The following is a 15,390-nucleotide window of genomic DNA, read 5'->3' on the forward strand; positions in this document are numbered from 1 at the left end:
TCACAATTTGATGAATAAGTCAGTTAGTCTTTAAATGGGCCCCAAGCTGGCTCACGAACTTGACCAGATGTTGAACTGATAATTTGGGTAATTCGACCATCGACTGACACAGAAGCTAAGCGTCCAACACCGCCACGATTCATTGCATACAAAATCATTTCACCGTTAGGTGAAAAACTTGGCGACTCATCCAAAAATGTTTTGGTAATAATGGAAAAATCGTTGGTGTACAAATCTAGCACGCCTATGTGAAATCCACCACTACCATGCACCATGGCCAAATAGCGCCCATCTGGCGAAATCTCTGGATTGGCGTTGTAATTGCCTTCAAAAGACACACGGCGTTCTTCACCAGTATCTAAAAAGACTTGGAATATTTGAGGCTGACCGCGTCTATCCGAGTTATAAAACAATGAACGCCCATTTGAAGACCAAACAGCTTCGGTTTCTATCGCCCAATTCGTGGTTAAACGGCGCAAATTTTTAGTCTTTAAATCCATAATATAAATGTCAGCAGAACCATCTTTAGAAAGGGTTATTGCCATTTGTTTGCCGTCTGGCGACCAAGCTGGCGCACCATTAATGCCTTTAAAGCTGGCGAGCAATTCACGATACTTGCCATCTAAACTTTGCGCAAACACTTCTGAACGACCGTTTTCAAAAGACACATACGCCAATTGCTTGCCATCGGGTGACCAACTTGGAGACATGATGGGAAAGCTGGATTTAAGAATTTTTTGCGCCCCAAAACCATCGGCATCCGCAACCTCTAAAGCATAACGACGCTCGCCATCGACTTTTTCTAGGGTTACATAAGCAATTTGGGTACTGAAAGCGCCTCGAATCCCGGTCAGTTCTTTGTAGGCTAAATCACTCATTTGATGAGCGACTTTGCGTAACCATTTTTGAGGGATATTTGCCCAGCGTTTGGCAATGACTTGTTGACGACGCAACACATCAATTAAATATAAATCAATGGTATAAAAACCAGGGCTGTCTTCTTGTATGCTGCCGGTAATCAAAGTATCCACATCTAGATTACGCCATTGATCATAGCGCACTTCTTCTAAACTGTGCGGCAACTGCGGCATATCGGCTTCATCAATGGGTCTAAACTTTCCGGTGCGATGAAAGTTAGCGGCCATGACACTGGCTAGATCAACTGGTGCCGTTGACGCAGCGCCCTGCCAAGCTAAAGGCACCATGGCAATGGGTAAAGCATTTTCATCACTTTGATCAATTTCAATCGTTAAATCAGCATGCGCCAGGGTTAAACTGAACACCCAAATTAAACTGACTTTCAAAAATGACTTCAACATTGGACTACCTTTTTAATATTAGGGTTTAAAGTTAAATTGAATATTGCGTTCAAACAACTCTTTGACAGGAGGTGCTGGCAAAGGCGCCGAACGATAAACCGCTTTCTCAGCATCTTTTCTAAATTGCGCATTTGCCTGTGCATTACAGTTCAAAATATTCACACTGGTGATATCGCCAGTGGGCGTTTGAATAATGGCAATGTCACACTGCGCATCGGGCGAAACCTTGGCCGCGGTTTTCCAGTTGTCTTTGACTTTTGCGGCAATTGAAGTGACATAAGTTTCTTGCAAACTTTTCATTTCTTTGGCTTTTAAAGCCGCTCTGCGTTTGGTTTCTTCAGCTTCCAAAGTTCTTCTTAATTCGGCTTCTTCTTCCTCTTGTTCTTTCTGTAATTTAGCCAACAGCGCTTGTTGTTCTAATTTTTTCTTTTCGGCTTCTTTTTTCTCAATTTCAGCTTTTAACAACTGGGTTTTCTGCTCTTCTTCTTTGCGCTGCTTTTCCGCTTCTGCAATTTTTAAGCGCGCTTCTTTGCGTTGTTGTTCTGCCAAAACGGCTTCTTGCTTAGCTTGTTCGGCTTTCTTTTGCTCTGCTAAAGTGCGTTCTTTTTGAGCCTCTACCTTTTGCTTTTCAATTTCTGCTAAGCGTTTAGACTCTTCTGCTTTGCGCGCTTCTAACTCTGCAATGCGTTGCGATTCTTCTGCTTTGCGTTTTTCTAACAGAGCTTGTTGCTTAGCCGCCTCTGCTTTTTTTTGCTCTTCAAGTTGTTTTTGCTTTAAGAGCGCTAGATTTTGTTTTTCGGCTTGCGTCTTGGCATTTAAACGCTCTTGTTCACGCTGTTTTTCGGCTTCTGCTTCTTTTAACAAGGCCAATTGCTCTTCAACCACTTTGGCATCCACTGCAAAGGTTTTCATCGGTTGCATGGTTTCAACTTTGGGCTGAATGACACTGGTAGAATCGCCATCGACTGACACTTTCAACACCGTTGGTTTCATAAAATCTGCATAAGTAAAGCCCAAAATAATCAAGGAATGCAAAACTAAAGCAGCCAAAATGGCCATAGGATGGCGCGCTATAAATTGCATCATAACCCCTTGCCCTCCGGTTGCGTCATCAGCGAGACTTGGTCTACGCCATTGGCTTTTAGCAATACAAACAAATTCACCACCTTGCCATAAGCGGCTTGTTGGTCGCCTTGAATATAGACTGGCACATTAGGATTGAGCGTAACACGCGCCATGGTTTCCCCCACTAAAGCGGCTAGGTCTTTTTGGCTTAACATCACATTCGGGTTTTCACTGGTAGAATAAAGGCCATCTTTATTAACCGTAATCACGAAAGGCTTTTCAAACTCACCCACTTTTTGCTTTTTGTCTTTGATGGTAGGTGTTGCGGGTAAATCGACCTGTACCGCTTGTTGCACGATGGGTGCGGTAATCATAAAAATAATTAACAATACCAAGGTCACATCGATATAAGGCACGACATTAATTTCGGCCATCAAGCGTTTTTTATGGCGGTTGCTTCTAAATCCTGTTTGCATCATTTCATCCAATCAGTTGAGCGTCAATTGAGTCGTTATTAATCTGGGGTGTGCGCTTGTCTTTGCACAATGGTTAAAAAACCTTCTGCAAAGTTTTCATATTGATTAATCAAACGCTCTGTTTTATTGGTTAAGCGGTTATAAGCAATAACCGCAGGAATTGCCGCAAATAACCCAATCGCTGTGGCAATCAAGGCTTCTGAGATACCGGGAGCAACTGCCGCCAAGGTGGCATTTTGAATATCGCCTAACGCAGAAAAGGCATGCATAACCCCCCATACGGTTCCAAACAAACCAATATAAGGCGCTGATGAACCAACGGTGGCAAGCATGGGCGTATGATTTTCAAGGGATTCAATTTCACGACTAAAGCTGATTTTCATGGCGCGCTGCGTGCCGGCAACCAAGTCATTGGCATCGGTCACCCCTTGCTTTTTAAGATTAACAAATTCTTTGAAACCCGCTTCAAAAATGGCCGCTAACCCTTTATTAGTTTCATAATTACCGTTTAATTGATTATAAAGTTGCGTTAAATCTTGGGTATTCCAAAAAATTTCTTCAAACTCTTGGCTGGCATTGCGCGCTTTGCGTATTTGATGACTTTTGGAAAAGGTCACTGCCCACGCGGCAATTGACATTAACAGTAACAATCCCATCACCGCCTGAACGACTGGACTCGCATTCAGCACTAATAAATAGACAGATTGTTCATTCATTGTAATTTCCTCAGTTTTTAAGACCAACCTTAGGTCTTAATTTGCAATTAAAATTGTGTCAGTGTTTTATAAATCTGAAAGGGTTCTTACCAAACCCAAGTGGCGATAGCCATTATCCGTAACGACTCTGCCTCTAGGGGTGCGCATTAAAAAACCTTGTTGAACCAAAAAGGGTTCAATCACATCTTCAATGGTTCCGCGCTCTTCACCCAAAGCCGTCGCTAAACTATCTATACCCACCGGGCCGCCGTCAAATTTATGGACCATCATTTCTAATAAGCGACGATCCATTTTATCCAAGCCAAGATTGTCTACTTCTAAAAGGTTCAACGCTAAATTGGCAATAGGTTGAGTAATCACACCATCCCCTTTGACTTGCGCATAATCTCGAACGCGTCGCAACAAACGATTTGCAATGCGTGGTGTTCCGCGCGAACGCCTAGCAATTTCAAGTGCACCCTCTGGCTCAGCATGCAAACCTAAAATTTGCGCTGAACGCGTCACTATTTGCTCTAACTCTGCATCCGAATAAAACTCTAAGCGCTGCACTATGCCAAAACGGTCGCGTAACGGTGATGTCAATAAACCTGCGCGCGTGGTCGCCCCCACTAAAGTAAAAGGCGGAATATCAATTTTGACCGTTTGTGCTGCGGGCCCTTCCCCAATAATAATATCAATTTGGAAATCTTCCATGGCTGGATATAAGATTTCTTCAACAATTGGGCTAAGGCGATGAATTTCATCCACAAACAGCACATCATGCGGTTCAAGACGCGTCAAAATCGCAGCCAAATCACCGGGTTTATCAATGACCGGCCCAGAGGTTTGGCGTAAAGTCACGCCCATTTCGTGGGCAATAATATGGGACAAAGTGGTTTTACCCAAACCCGGTGGACCATACAGCAAAACATGATCTAAATGCTCACCGCGCATTTTGGCCGCGTGAATCGCCAATTCTAAATGTTCTCTGACCGCAACTTGCCCAATATAATCTTGAATAATTTGAGGGCGCACGGTTGGCATTACATACATGTCTTCTTCGACTTGCTGGCCGCCAACTAAACGATCTGTTTCTATCATCGGTTTCTCTTTTGTCCTTAAACCTTAACGGCTTGCAATGCTTTTTTAATTAAGGCTTCTAGGGTAAGGCCTTCGGCATCTATATCGCCAATCATACTTTCGGCTTGCGCAGTTTTATAACCTAAAGACTCTAGGGCATTAATTGCAGACCTTTGTACTTGCCCCAGGGTTTGAATTGGCGCGACCGAAGCGCCCTGAGAAACTAAACTCAACGGCTTTCCATTAGCAGCAAACATCAATGCCCAATTTTTCAAGCGGTCACGCATTTCAATCACCAAACGATCGGCTGTTTTTTTGCCAACCCCAGGTATTTTCGTTAAACCAGCACTGTTGGCTGCATCCACCGCAAACACAAAATCTTGCACCGACATAGATGACAAAATGGCTAAAGCCATCTTAGCACCCACACCATTGACTTTAATCAATTCTTTAAACAATGCACGCTCATGTTCGGTCGCAAACCCAAATAACAACATGGCATCTTCTCTGACATGCATATGGGTTAATAAAGTCACATCTGATCCTTCCGCGCCCAGCGCATAAAAAGTGGACATGGGTGCTTCAACCTCATAGCCAACGCCATTGACATTGACCAACAACAAGGGCGGTTGTTTGGCGTGTAATTTACCGATTAAAAATCCTATCATAATCTTCCAGTCAAACCCTTGAGGCTTCTATGAAAACCTAATTTAAAATCTCGTTAAAATCTTGTGCCTTTAGAAATGGCTTGCGGGTCTATGCCCAAGGTCATATAACGATCATGACAAAGCGCACACGCGAGCGCATCGGCGGCATCTTCTTGCGGACATTGCGTGAGCTTTAACAGATTTTGCACCATAAATTGAATCTGCGCCTTGCCCGCATGCCCTTGACCCACGATGGTACTTTTGATTTGAGTGGGCGTGTATTCCATAATGGGGATATTTTTTAAGGCTGCCGCGCACAAGATAACCCCACGAGCTTGACCTAAAATAATCGCTGAATTGGGATTTTTGTACACAAACACCTTTTCAACAGCCACCACATCAGGTTGATATTGTTCAATAATTTGTGTCACTGATTCAAAAATATTCTTAAGACGATCTGCGCCCGAATATTTTTCAACCCGAATCACGCCGCTCACCAAATATTTTGGATGATAACGGCCTGACTCTATCACACCAAACCCGGTTTTTCGTGACCCTGGATCTATGCCTAAAATACGACTGATTTTTGCCAAATGTGCCTCAATTTTGACCAGGCCTGGTCATTTTTATGCATGATTAGTGCATTTTTAGCGCGTTCTTATAACGAGTTTTTAGCGCATTTTAGGCCTGAATTTTCACCAAGCCTTGCTGACGCGAAAACTGCAACATACGCTCAACCGATGCCAAGGCTTTAACTCGAATAGACTCTTCAATTAAAACCTCACCTGTCATATTTTGTAAACAAGCTGCCAGGTTTTGCAAACTGTTCATCGCCATCCACGGGCAGTGCGCACATGAATTACAGGTATTTTTAGAACCGCCTGTGGGCGCGACTATGAGCGTTTTGCCCGGTGCGACCTGTTGCATCTTATAAAAAATGCCATAGTCAGTGGCGACAATAAATTTTTGATCGGGCATATTTTGCACCGCTTCAATCATAACGCGCGTTGAACCCACCACATCCGCCAAAGCCACCACTTCTTTTGGGGACTCAGGATGCACCAATACTTTAGCATCAGGATGTTTTTCTTTTAAGGCTTGCAACTCGTAGGTTTGAAATTCGTGATGCACGATGCAGTTGCCCTGCCAGCGAATCATTTCAATACCGGTTTGCTGCTCAATCCAATTACCCAAATGCTGATCCGGCGCCCAAATGATTTTTTCGCCTTGGGCTTTTAGGTGCGACACAATTTCCAAAGCATTGCCAGAGGTGACCACCCAGTCGGCAATGGCTTTCACTTCGGCACTGGTATTGGCGTAAACCACCACTTTATGGTCGGGATATTTGGCACAAAACTTAGCAAACTCTTCGGGCGGACAGCCTTCATCGAGCGAACAAGTGGCATTTAAATCTGGCATTAAAATGGTTTTTTCAGGGCTGAGCATTTTGGCGGTTTCGCCCATAAAACGCACCCCGCAAACCACCAAAATATCCGCCTTAGACTGGGCACCAAAATTCGCCATTTCTAAAGAATCGGCAACCTTGCCGCCGGTTTCTTCAGCCAAGGCTTGCAGTTCATCATCTACATAATAATGCGCAACCAGCTGGGCATTTTTTTGTTTGAGCAGGGTTTTGATGGTGTCTTTAAGGTGTTGTTTTTCAGCGGCAGAAAGCCAAGGAGCAGTAGGCGCAGCAATGGCCAAAGCATCAATTCGAGATTGCAATGCTGCAGGAATGCTTTTCGCTTGTAAATCTAGAATATCCATAATAGTCCTAAGCCCGCGTAAGCGGGCTTGGTAGAATCCTTAAATAAAGAAAAAACGCGGTTAAGACTTAGGTACTGCCGGTTTTCTAAAACGCAAATCTAAATCAATCAGTTGCTGATCATCCACAATACCAGGGGCTTCTGTTAACAAACAGGCGGCTGACTGAGTTTTCGGGAAGGCAATAACATCACGAATCGATTCGCGTTTAATCATTAACATGACTAAACGATCTAAACCAAACGCCATACCTGCATGTGGTGGGCAACCGTATTTAAGTGCATTGAGTAAGAAACCAAACTTCTCATTAGCATCTTCATCGCTAATACCTAATAACTTAAAGACCGCAGCCTGCATATTGGTATCGTGAATACGCACCGAACCACCGCCCACTTCAATACCGTTAATGACTAGATCATAAGCTTTGGCCAACATTTGGTGTGGCGCCGTGTGATTTAGAATTTCTTCGGTGGTGGCTTTAGGTTGTGTAAATGGGTGATGCACTGCGGTTAGACGCGCTTGTTTTTCATCCATTTCAAACATTGGGAAATCCACCACCCAAACAGGCGCCCATTCTTGTTCAATCAACCCTAAATCTTCACCAATTTTACAACGCAAAGCACCTAAAGCTTCGTTTACGATTTTGGCTTTGTCGGCACCAAAGAAAACTAAATCACCATCTTGTGCACCCACGCGCGCCAAAATTTCCATGACTTGGTCTGGGAAGAATTTAACAATCGGTGATTGCAATCCCTCAATACCCGCAGCCAAGTCATTGACTTTAATATAAGCCAAACCTTTAGCACCATAAATACTGACAAACTTGGTGTAATCATCAATTTCTTTACGGGTCATCTTGCCACCTTGTGGCACACGCAAAGCTGCTACGCGCCCCATAGGATCTTTGGCGGGTGCTGCAAATACTTTAAAGTCGATGTCTTGCAATAAATCAGCAACATCCACCAATTCCATCTTGATGCGTAAATCAGGACGGTCAATTCCGTATTTTGAAATTGCATCTGCATAGGTCATGCGAGGGAATTCATAATCAAAATGCACATCCACGCCTTCACGGAAAATGGTTTTGGCCAAACCTTCCATTAAGTCCATCACTTCTGCTTCAGACATAAAAGAAGTTTCAATATCTAATTGAGTGAATTCAGGTTGACGGTCGGCACGCAAATCTTCGTCACGGAAACAACGCGTGATTTGATAATAACGGTCAAAACCTGACATCATCAACAATTGTTTAAACAACTGCGGTGACTGAGGTAACGCAAAAAATTTGTTTAGGTGTGTACGACTGGGCACCAAATAATCACGCGCGCCTTCTGGGGTTGACTTGGTTAGGATAGGTGTTTCCATGTCCATAAACCCTTTATCATCTAAATAACGACGCATTGAGCGCGTGACTTTGTAACGGGTTTTCATGGCATATTGCATCTCTTCACGACGCAAATCTAAATAACGATAAGTTAAGCGCACTTCTTCAGAAATGGTTTTGTCGTCTAACTGGAACGGAATGGGGGCAGACACCGAAAGCACTTCAATATCGCTCGCTACAATTTCGATTTTACCGGTCGCCATACGCTCGTTAATGGTTTCTGGTACGCGGGCAGTCACTTGACCAATCACTTTTAATACATACTCAGAGCGAACTTTTTCGGCTTTAGCAAACTTCTCAGCATCGTCTGGGTTAACAACAATTTGCACTAAACCTTCACGGTCACGCAAGTCAATAAATATTACCCCACCGTGGTCACGGCGACGGTGAACCCAGCCAGAAACCGTGACTTGTTGACCTTCTAAAGCTTCAGTTACTTGTCCACAATAGTGTGTACGCATCATGTTGTTAAACCCTTTTATTCAAATATCTTTATTAAAATTTAGTGTGTTTCTTTAGCAGGCGGCTCAGACGATTCCGCGGCGTGACCTGCTTGTGGAGCAACCGCATCAGATTGAAGTGCAGTTGCCTGTTCTATTTTTTGCATTTGCTTGTGTTTTTCGAGTGGTACAACTACACCACCGGAAATGACCATTTTTAAAGCACTGTCTACTGACATGTCTAATTCAATAATTTCATTCTTAGAGGCCATTAAGAAAAAACCAGAAGTGGGGTTTGGCGTCGTCGGCACAAACATATTGACCACTTCGTTTAATCCTGTTTTGCGCTGCGCTTCACCCTGTTGCAAACTGGTTTGGAAAGCCAATGTCCAAAGCCCTTGGCGCGGGTATTGTATTAAGTACACCTTTTGAAAGGTTTGCGAGCCATTCCCAAACAAGGCTTCGGCAATTTGCTTTACTGCGGTATAAATAGACCGCACCAGAGGAATTCGCGATAACAAACCTTCCCACAGCCCTACAATTTTGCCACCCAAGAAGTTGGCCACCAACATACCGGTGATTAAAATCAATGCCAAAGAGAGCAAAATCCCAAAACCGGGTACATGGACGCCAAGCAATGCATCTGGGCGATATTGTGGCGGTAACAGTAATAAACTTTGATCAAACAAATTAATCAAAAATATTAAGGCCGCAATGGTGACACCCAAAGGTAACCAAACCAGTAAACCCGCAATTAAGTAGCGCTTTATCAATCCCATAATTCAACCTCTGCCGCAGCAGTAAATGTACTCTGAATACTTTGGAGCGCGTTATTATATTAAAAATTCCCAACAAACCTTTGATTAATTCAACGAATCTTGACAATTTTTAAAGGCAATTATGCTAAAGTTTGGAACAATTCATTCTGATTGGTAAAAGCCCTGTGTTATCTCAACAAAAACCCATTATTTTAATCACCGGCTGTTCTTCTGGTATTGGCTATAACGCTGCCAAAACTTGCCAAGCCAAAGGCTATCAAGTCATCGCCACTTGCCGTCAACAAGCAGATGTTGCGCGCCTTAACCAAGAGGGGCTCACTTGTTTTCAAATGGACATGGCCTGCAGCCAGTCCATTCAATTTGCTATGAGTCAAATTTTGCAATTCACCAACAACCGCTTAGATGTTTTATTCAATAATGCCGCATTTGGCTTACCGGGCGCCGTTGAAGACCTAAGCCGTGACGCCCTTCGTTTTCAATTTGAAACCAATGTGTTTGGCACACAAGAGCTCACTAATTTGGTCATTCCCGTGATGCGCACGCAAGGCAGTGGCAAAATTATTTATAACAGCTCTATTTTAGGGTTTGCAGCCATGCCTTATCGTGGCGCTTATAACGCCAGTAAATTTGCGATTGAGGGCTTGGCAGACACACTCAGACTAGAGCTTAAATCAGCCAATATTCAGGTCAGCATTATCGAACCAGGCCCAATACTGTCTAAATTTAGAGAAAATGCCTACACCCAGTTCAAACAATGGATTGCCGGCAAACCCTCTGCCCATCAAGAAAACTATCAAGCCATGATAAATCGCCTAGAAACCGTGGGGCCCAGCGCACCCTTTACCCTCGGCCCTGAGGCAGTGACCCAATGTTTGTTACATGCCATCAATAACCCAATTCCCAAAGTGCGTTATCGAGTCACCCTTCCCACAAAAGTCTTTGCCGTGCTCAAACGCTTATTACCCAGCCGCTGGCTTGACCAACTGTTAATTAAGGCCGGTGGCAACGGTAAAAGATGACATTCCATAATTTCAACACTAAAACCCTGCTGCAAATCCTGTTGGGCATGGTTTTAGCGCTTAATTTTAACCAGGCCTGGTCATTTTCAACTCAAAACAGTGTCGAAAATCGCCCTAAAATTGGACTTGTTTTGGCGGGTGGAGGTGCTCGTGGTCTAGCACATATCGGCGTAATTAAAGCCCTAGAGAAACAAAATATCCCTATCGACTACATCAGCGGCACCAGCATGGGGGCACTCATTGGCGGGCTATACGCTGCAGGCCTTAGCATCTCAGAAATTGAAACTTTTGCGACGCATATTGATTGGGAACAAATTCTCAATGACAATCCGCCACGCTACTATCTGTCTTTTCGCCGCAAACAAGACCAATATGGCTATTTTATCCCGGGTGAAATCGGCATGAACCACTGGGAATTGCTCTTTCCCAGCGGACTCTTGCAAGGACAGCAACAATACAACCTCTTAGAAGGATTACTGGTCAACAGCCCTATTCAGGGAAAATCCATCGACTTTAACCAACTTAAAATACCCTTTCGCGCAGTGGCTACCGATATCGAAAGCAGTGAATCGGTTATTTTAGACCATGGCAATCTCGCCAAAGCGTTACGCGCCAGTATGTCTGTGCCGGGTGTTTTTGCGCCGGTTAAAATCAACAATCATTTATTGGTCGATGGCGGCATTACCAACAACACCCCCATTGATGTGGTGCGCCAAATGGGCGCAAACATTGTGATCGTGTCAGACATCCATACACCCAAAACTAAAAAAGAAAATTTGGGTAGTTTTGTGGCGATTTCTGATCAAATAATTTCCAGCATGACCACCAATAACACCCTTGCGCAACTGGCTACTTTACAAGCACAGGACATCCACTTAATACCTCAATTAGGCAATATAGGCGCTGGAAACTTTGACCAGGCAGTCAAGTTAATTAAACTGGGCGAACAAGCGGTTGTACAACAACAAAATGCCCTAAAAAAATTGGCTTCTCGCCAAACTCTACCCGAAAAAACAACCTCGGCACCGCTGATTATTCACCGACTCAACATTCATAATCGCACCCGACTTTCAACCACCATGATTCAAGAGCATATTCGCCAGCCTTTAGGCGAGGAGTTCAATAAAACGCTACTGGATACCAATATCGCCACGCTCTATGGCACAGGATTTTTTCAGCTACTGCACTACGAAATCGAAGAACACCAACAGCAAAATGAACTGCACATTTACGCAGAAGAACCCTCCTGGGGACCCAACTTTTTTAAGCTGAAATTTGATTTAGCGTCAAACTTTTACGACACCAATATTTTTAATCTTGGGATTCGACACACCTATATGCCCGCTAATTCGATGGGCGGCGAATGGCGAAATGAAATGCAATTTGGTGACACCGTATTATTGCACACCGCCTACTATCAACCCTTTAATGACCGACATGAGTATTTTATAAAACCCTTTGTTGAATATCGTGACCATGTCTATCGAATTGTCGATACCGAAAATCGCAATTTGTATTCTGAATTTAGACTAGAACACCAAGCGCAATCTTTCGGTGTTTACTTTGGTTACAACCTATCTCAACAATTAAATGTCAGCCTAAAGCTTTATGCAGAAAAAGGTGAGTTAGCGCTCGGCCCTAAAACCAGCGCCCAAGTTAAAACCAATTACTATGACAAAATTACAGCGCTCGAATTGTCTTATGACACCCTCAATCAGGTGAGCTTTCCTGATCGCGGAACTCGCTTTAATGCGCAAATACTCAATAACCGTGAAAGCTGGAGCGACCTACCCTTGGCACAAGAGTGGCAAATGGAATTTTCTAAATTTCACTCCATCGGACGCCATACTTTTAACGGTTTTTTTCAATATAGTGATTCAGACAATAACTCCCTAGCCAACATTCACAGCTTTAAAACGCTGGGCGGCTTTCAACGCTTATCAGGTTATGCCGAAGACGCTCTATTTGGCGACCGCTTAATTTTTGGGCGTATTAAATACCAATATAGACTGTCCGGAAACACCAGCCGAACCCTCAATTTTCCACTTTATATTGGTACCACCTTAGAAGCGGGCAATGTGTTTGATGCCACCACAGCGGACAACAAAAGATCTAATATAGACTTGAACAAGTTGCTTTACGCCAGTAGTGTTTTCGTTGGACTCAATAGTTTTATTGGACCAGTCTATTTAGCTTATGGCTATCAAAACACCAAAAACCAATCGCTCTACTTGTATTTTGGCAAAGAATTCTACTAAGCTCACTTCTCTAAAAACGACAAAACCTTACACCAATGTTTACATTTGTAAACATTGGGTCATAAAAAATAACACCCTACCTCATCAAATTTTCTGATATTTTAGGTTAAATCTTTGATTTATATAAACTTTGTTAAGCTGGCATATCAACTGCAATAGCTGGGCAGAACAAGGAGATCACTGATATGAAAAAAAACTTACTAAGCAAGAACATCCAAGCCATCATTGCAACTTCTGCACTTGGCTTAACTTCACTATCAACCCCACAAATCGTCTTTGCTGATGAGTTCACAGATGCACTCACTGGCGGCAAAGCAACGGTTGATATTCGCGTGCGTTACGAAGGTGTTGACCAAAAAGGCACTGACAATGCCGCAGCCTTTACGGAAAGAACGCGTATCGGCTACATGACTGGTGACTTTAAAGGTTTTTCAGCATTTATGGAAATGTCTGACACCTCTTCATTAGGCGCTCGTGACGGTTACAAAGTACCACTAGGACCTGATGCAAACACTGGCACCAAAGCCATTGTTTTAGATCCATCAATCACTGTGTTAAACCAAGCGTGGATTGGATACAAAATCAGCGAAACCCAGTTAAAAGCAGGTGAGCAGCGCATTATTATCGACAACCGCTTTTTAGGGAATGTTGGCTGGCGTCAAAAAGAACAAACCTACACTGGCTTCTCTTTAAAATCAAAAGACATAGCCAGCACCCTAATTGACTATGCCTATATCACCAACGCCAGCAATCCGGTTGGCGTTGAATTACCTATGAAAACACATGCCTTCAAAGCACAGTACGATGGTTTTTCTTTCGCAAAACTTGAAGGTTATGCATTCTTAATTGATTACGACGCAGGCACAGACAGCAGTACCATGGGTGCTAGACTTTCTGGCGGCACACCCATCACTGAAGACATGAAAATCAAATACCACTTGGAATATGCTTCACAAGGGGATTATGCGGACAGTAAAAATATTACTGGAGGTGAATACACTCGTGCTGAATTAGGGCTGGCCTACAAAACTGGCTCTATCACCCTCGGTCAAGAGAAACTGGGCGGCGATGGCACCAAAAGTTTCAACACACCTTTAGCGACTTTACATCTTTACAACGGTTGGGCAGATAAATTCCTAGTAACGCCTGCAACAGGCCTGGTTGATAATTACATCGATATTTCAGGAAAAGCCTTCGGATTAAAACTCGCTGCAATTTACCACGACTTTAGCGCTGACAAAGGCAGCACTAAATACGGTACGGAATATGATTTATTGGTCGCTAAAAAATTCAATAAAATCTATACCGCTGGCATCAAATATGCGGCCTATAGTGCTGACAAACTTTATACAGACACTAATAAAGTATGGATCTGGGGAGAAGCTAAATTCTAATTTCAAATCAAAGGTAAACAATAAATTCATTAACCCGCTTTATGCGGGTTTTTTTATGCCAATTTGGAATTGCTGCACCAAAATACGCCAAATTACGAAAATGCGCCTGACAAATACCTACCAAATTAAGACAATTGTTAACAATTAATTACAAAAAAGACGCATTTTTAGCGAAATTTGCACTCTTAAATAGATATGTTGTTGATTTTAATACACTTTAAACATATGGCACTAAGCACGCTATGTATACATAAAATTAACTTATGAAAAAAGAGACTCACTATGCCCAGTAAAGCTTCAAATGTATGGATTGCCAACCTTTCGCATACTTTCAAAAAACAAACCAAACCAACACTTAAGGATATCAACCTATCCATTCCCAAGGGTCAGTTAACGGCCTTAATCGGTCGAAGCGGTTGTGGTAAGTCAACCCTTTTGCAAATGATTGCTGGTTTATTAATTCCTTCTGATGGTGCCATTCGCATCAATGGTCATACAGTGACTAAGCCGAGCGCCAAATGGAACATGATGTTCCAAAAGCCCTCGCTTTATCCTTGGATGACCGTTCGTGAAAATGCCGCTTTGGGATTGGTTTTTTCAGGAACCTACAAAGACAAAAAGGACAAGGTTGAAGACTTACTCGACATGGTCGGCTTGGCTGAACACAAAGACAAAAATGTTCAGCAATTGTCTGGCGGACAACAGCAAAGGGTAGCTTTGGCGCGCTCTTTGGCCACAGAACCAGAAATCCTACTTTTGGACGAACCTTTTTCTGCGCTAGATGCGTTTACCCGAACTTCTTTACAAAATGAAGTGTCGCAAATTTGTCACGACCAAGGCATCACTATGGTGATGGTAACACACGACATTGAAGAAGCCGTCGCCATGGCTGATAAAGTAATCATCATGAGCCAAAACCCAGGCGAAATTGTTGGCGAACTCAGCGTGGATTTTTCTTATCCAAGAGATCGCAGCTCTGATGCTTTTAATATTCTTAAAGAACAACTGTTTGCCGAATTCGAAAAAATTGACCAGGCCAAACAGAAAGCTCTGCAAGAAACCGCTTAACC

14 protein-coding genes are annotated in these 15,390 nt (G+C 43.2%); 4 read left to right on the plus strand and 10 right to left on the minus strand.

Features of this window, described 5'->3' with window-relative positions:
* Positions 1–23 precede the first annotated feature (23 nt).
* The 10 genes from tolB to THMIRH_RS07645 all read right to left on the minus strand — a co-directional run bounded on the left by tolB (position 24) and on the right by THMIRH_RS07645 (position 9,649).
* On the minus strand, positions 24–1,319 hold the full coding sequence (gene tolB, locus THMIRH_RS07600) for a Tol-Pal system beta propeller repeat protein TolB (RefSeq protein ID WP_173291518.1): 1,296 nt from the start codon (positions 1,317–1,319) through the stop codon (positions 24–26).
* 18 nt (positions 1,320–1,337) lie between these two features.
* Positions 1,338–2,405, minus strand: a complete 1,068-nt coding sequence (tolA, locus tag THMIRH_RS07605; protein ID WP_173291519.1) for a cell envelope integrity protein TolA — start codon at positions 2,403–2,405, stop codon at positions 1,338–1,340.
* Positions 2,402–2,860 carry an ExbD/TolR family protein gene (locus THMIRH_RS07610; RefSeq protein WP_173291520.1) on the minus strand — a complete coding sequence of 153 codons (459 nt, stop codon included), beginning with the start codon at positions 2,858–2,860 and terminating at the stop codon, positions 2,402–2,404. Before THMIRH_RS07610 ends, tolA begins: the two co-directional genes overlap by 4 nt.
* A 38-nt stretch (positions 2,861–2,898) precedes the next feature.
* The gene (tolQ, locus tag THMIRH_RS07615; RefSeq protein WP_173291521.1) at positions 2,899–3,576 is read right to left on the minus strand and encodes a protein TolQ; all 678 of its coding nucleotides are present in this window, start codon (positions 3,574–3,576) and stop codon (positions 2,899–2,901) included.
* Positions 3,577–3,642: 66 nt separating this feature from the next.
* Complete coding sequence (ruvB, locus tag THMIRH_RS07620; RefSeq protein WP_173291522.1) at positions 3,643–4,656, minus strand: Holliday junction branch migration DNA helicase RuvB; 1,014 nt, start codon at positions 4,654–4,656, stop codon at positions 3,643–3,645.
* Positions 4,657–4,673: 17 nt separating this feature from the next.
* Complete coding sequence (gene ruvA / locus THMIRH_RS07625) at positions 4,674–5,303, minus strand: Holliday junction branch migration protein RuvA (protein WP_173291523.1); 630 nt, start codon at positions 5,301–5,303, stop codon at positions 4,674–4,676.
* A gap of 53 nt (positions 5,304–5,356) precedes the next feature.
* The gene (gene ruvC / locus THMIRH_RS07630) at positions 5,357–5,875 is read right to left on the minus strand and encodes a crossover junction endodeoxyribonuclease RuvC (protein WP_173291524.1); all 519 of its coding nucleotides are present in this window, start codon (positions 5,873–5,875) and stop codon (positions 5,357–5,359) included.
* Positions 5,876–5,963: 88 nt separating this feature from the next.
* Positions 5,964–7,049: a quinolinate synthase NadA gene (gene nadA / locus THMIRH_RS07635; RefSeq protein WP_173291525.1), complete on the minus strand. Its 1,086-nt coding sequence runs from the start codon at positions 7,047–7,049 to the stop codon at positions 5,964–5,966.
* Between the two features lie 60 nt (positions 7,050–7,109).
* Positions 7,110–8,891 carry an aspartate--tRNA ligase gene (gene aspS, locus THMIRH_RS07640; RefSeq protein ID WP_173292439.1) on the minus strand — a complete coding sequence of 594 codons (1,782 nt, stop codon included), beginning with the start codon at positions 8,889–8,891 and terminating at the stop codon, positions 7,110–7,112.
* A gap of 41 nt (positions 8,892–8,932) precedes the next feature.
* The gene (locus tag THMIRH_RS07645; RefSeq protein WP_173291526.1) at positions 8,933–9,649 is read right to left on the minus strand and encodes a DUF502 domain-containing protein; all 717 of its coding nucleotides are present in this window, start codon (positions 9,647–9,649) and stop codon (positions 8,933–8,935) included.
* Between the two features lie 131 nt (positions 9,650–9,780).
* Between THMIRH_RS07645 and THMIRH_RS07650 the strand changes: the two genes are divergently transcribed.
* The 4 genes from THMIRH_RS07650 to THMIRH_RS07665 all read left to right on the plus strand — a co-directional run bounded on the left by THMIRH_RS07650 (position 9,781) and on the right by THMIRH_RS07665 (position 15,388).
* Positions 9,781–10,668 (plus strand): SDR family oxidoreductase, encoded by an 888-nt coding sequence (locus tag THMIRH_RS07650; RefSeq protein WP_243831409.1) that lies wholly within the window; start codon positions 9,781–9,783, stop codon positions 10,666–10,668.
* On the plus strand, positions 10,665–12,926 hold the full coding sequence (locus THMIRH_RS07655) for a patatin-like phospholipase family protein (RefSeq protein ID WP_173291528.1): 2,262 nt from the start codon (positions 10,665–10,667) through the stop codon (positions 12,924–12,926). Before THMIRH_RS07650 ends, THMIRH_RS07655 begins: the two co-directional genes overlap by 4 nt.
* Positions 12,927–13,111: 185 nt before the next feature.
* The gene (locus tag THMIRH_RS07660; protein WP_173291529.1) at positions 13,112–14,320 is read left to right on the plus strand and encodes a hypothetical protein; all 1,209 of its coding nucleotides are present in this window, start codon (positions 13,112–13,114) and stop codon (positions 14,318–14,320) included.
* A 282-nt stretch (positions 14,321–14,602) separates the two neighbouring features.
* Positions 14,603–15,388 carry an ABC transporter ATP-binding protein gene (locus THMIRH_RS07665; RefSeq protein ID WP_173291530.1) on the plus strand — a complete coding sequence of 262 codons (786 nt, stop codon included), beginning with the start codon at positions 14,603–14,605 and terminating at the stop codon, positions 15,386–15,388.
* Positions 15,389–15,390 lie beyond the last annotated feature (2 nt).

It is taken from the genome of Thiosulfativibrio zosterae, from assembly GCF_011398155.1.
GTDB classification, from domain to species: Bacteria; Pseudomonadota; Gammaproteobacteria; order Thiomicrospirales; family Thiomicrospiraceae; genus Thiosulfativibrio; species Thiosulfativibrio zosterae.

Bases quoted from the DNA above. Each gene is read 5' to 3' on its own strand.
- THMIRH_RS07665 (WP_173291530.1), top strand. From the start codon at position 14,603: ATGCCCAGTAAAGCTTCAAATGTATGGATTGCCAACCTTTCGCATACT.
- aspS (WP_173292439.1), bottom strand. From the start codon at position 8,891: ATGCGTACACACTATTGTGGACAAGTAACTGAAGCTTTAGAAGGTCAA.
- tolA (WP_173291519.1), bottom strand. From the start codon at position 2,405: ATGATGCAATTTATAGCGCGCCATCCTATGGCCATTTTGGCTGCTTTA.
- THMIRH_RS07660 (WP_173291529.1), top strand. From the start codon at position 13,112: ATGAAAAAAAACTTACTAAGCAAGAACATCCAAGCCATCATTGCAACT.
- ruvA (WP_173291523.1), bottom strand. From the start codon at position 5,303: ATGATAGGATTTTTAATCGGTAAATTACACGCCAAACAACCGCCCTTG.
- THMIRH_RS07610 (WP_173291520.1), bottom strand. From the start codon at position 2,860: ATGCAAACAGGATTTAGAAGCAACCGCCATAAAAAACGCTTGATGGCC.
- tolB (WP_173291518.1), bottom strand. From the start codon at position 1,319: ATGTTGAAGTCATTTTTGAAAGTCAGTTTAATTTGGGTGTTCAGTTTA.
- THMIRH_RS07645 (WP_173291526.1), bottom strand. From the start codon at position 9,649: ATGGGATTGATAAAGCGCTACTTAATTGCGGGTTTACTGGTTTGGTTA.
- nadA (WP_173291525.1), bottom strand. From the start codon at position 7,049: ATGGATATTCTAGATTTACAAGCGAAAAGCATTCCTGCAGCATTGCAA.
- ruvB (WP_173291522.1), bottom strand. From the start codon at position 4,656: ATGATAGAAACAGATCGTTTAGTTGGCGGCCAGCAAGTCGAAGAAGAC.
- THMIRH_RS07655 (WP_173291528.1), top strand. From the start codon at position 10,665: ATGACATTCCATAATTTCAACACTAAAACCCTGCTGCAAATCCTGTTG.
- tolQ (WP_173291521.1), bottom strand. From the start codon at position 3,576: ATGAATGAACAATCTGTCTATTTATTAGTGCTGAATGCGAGTCCAGTC.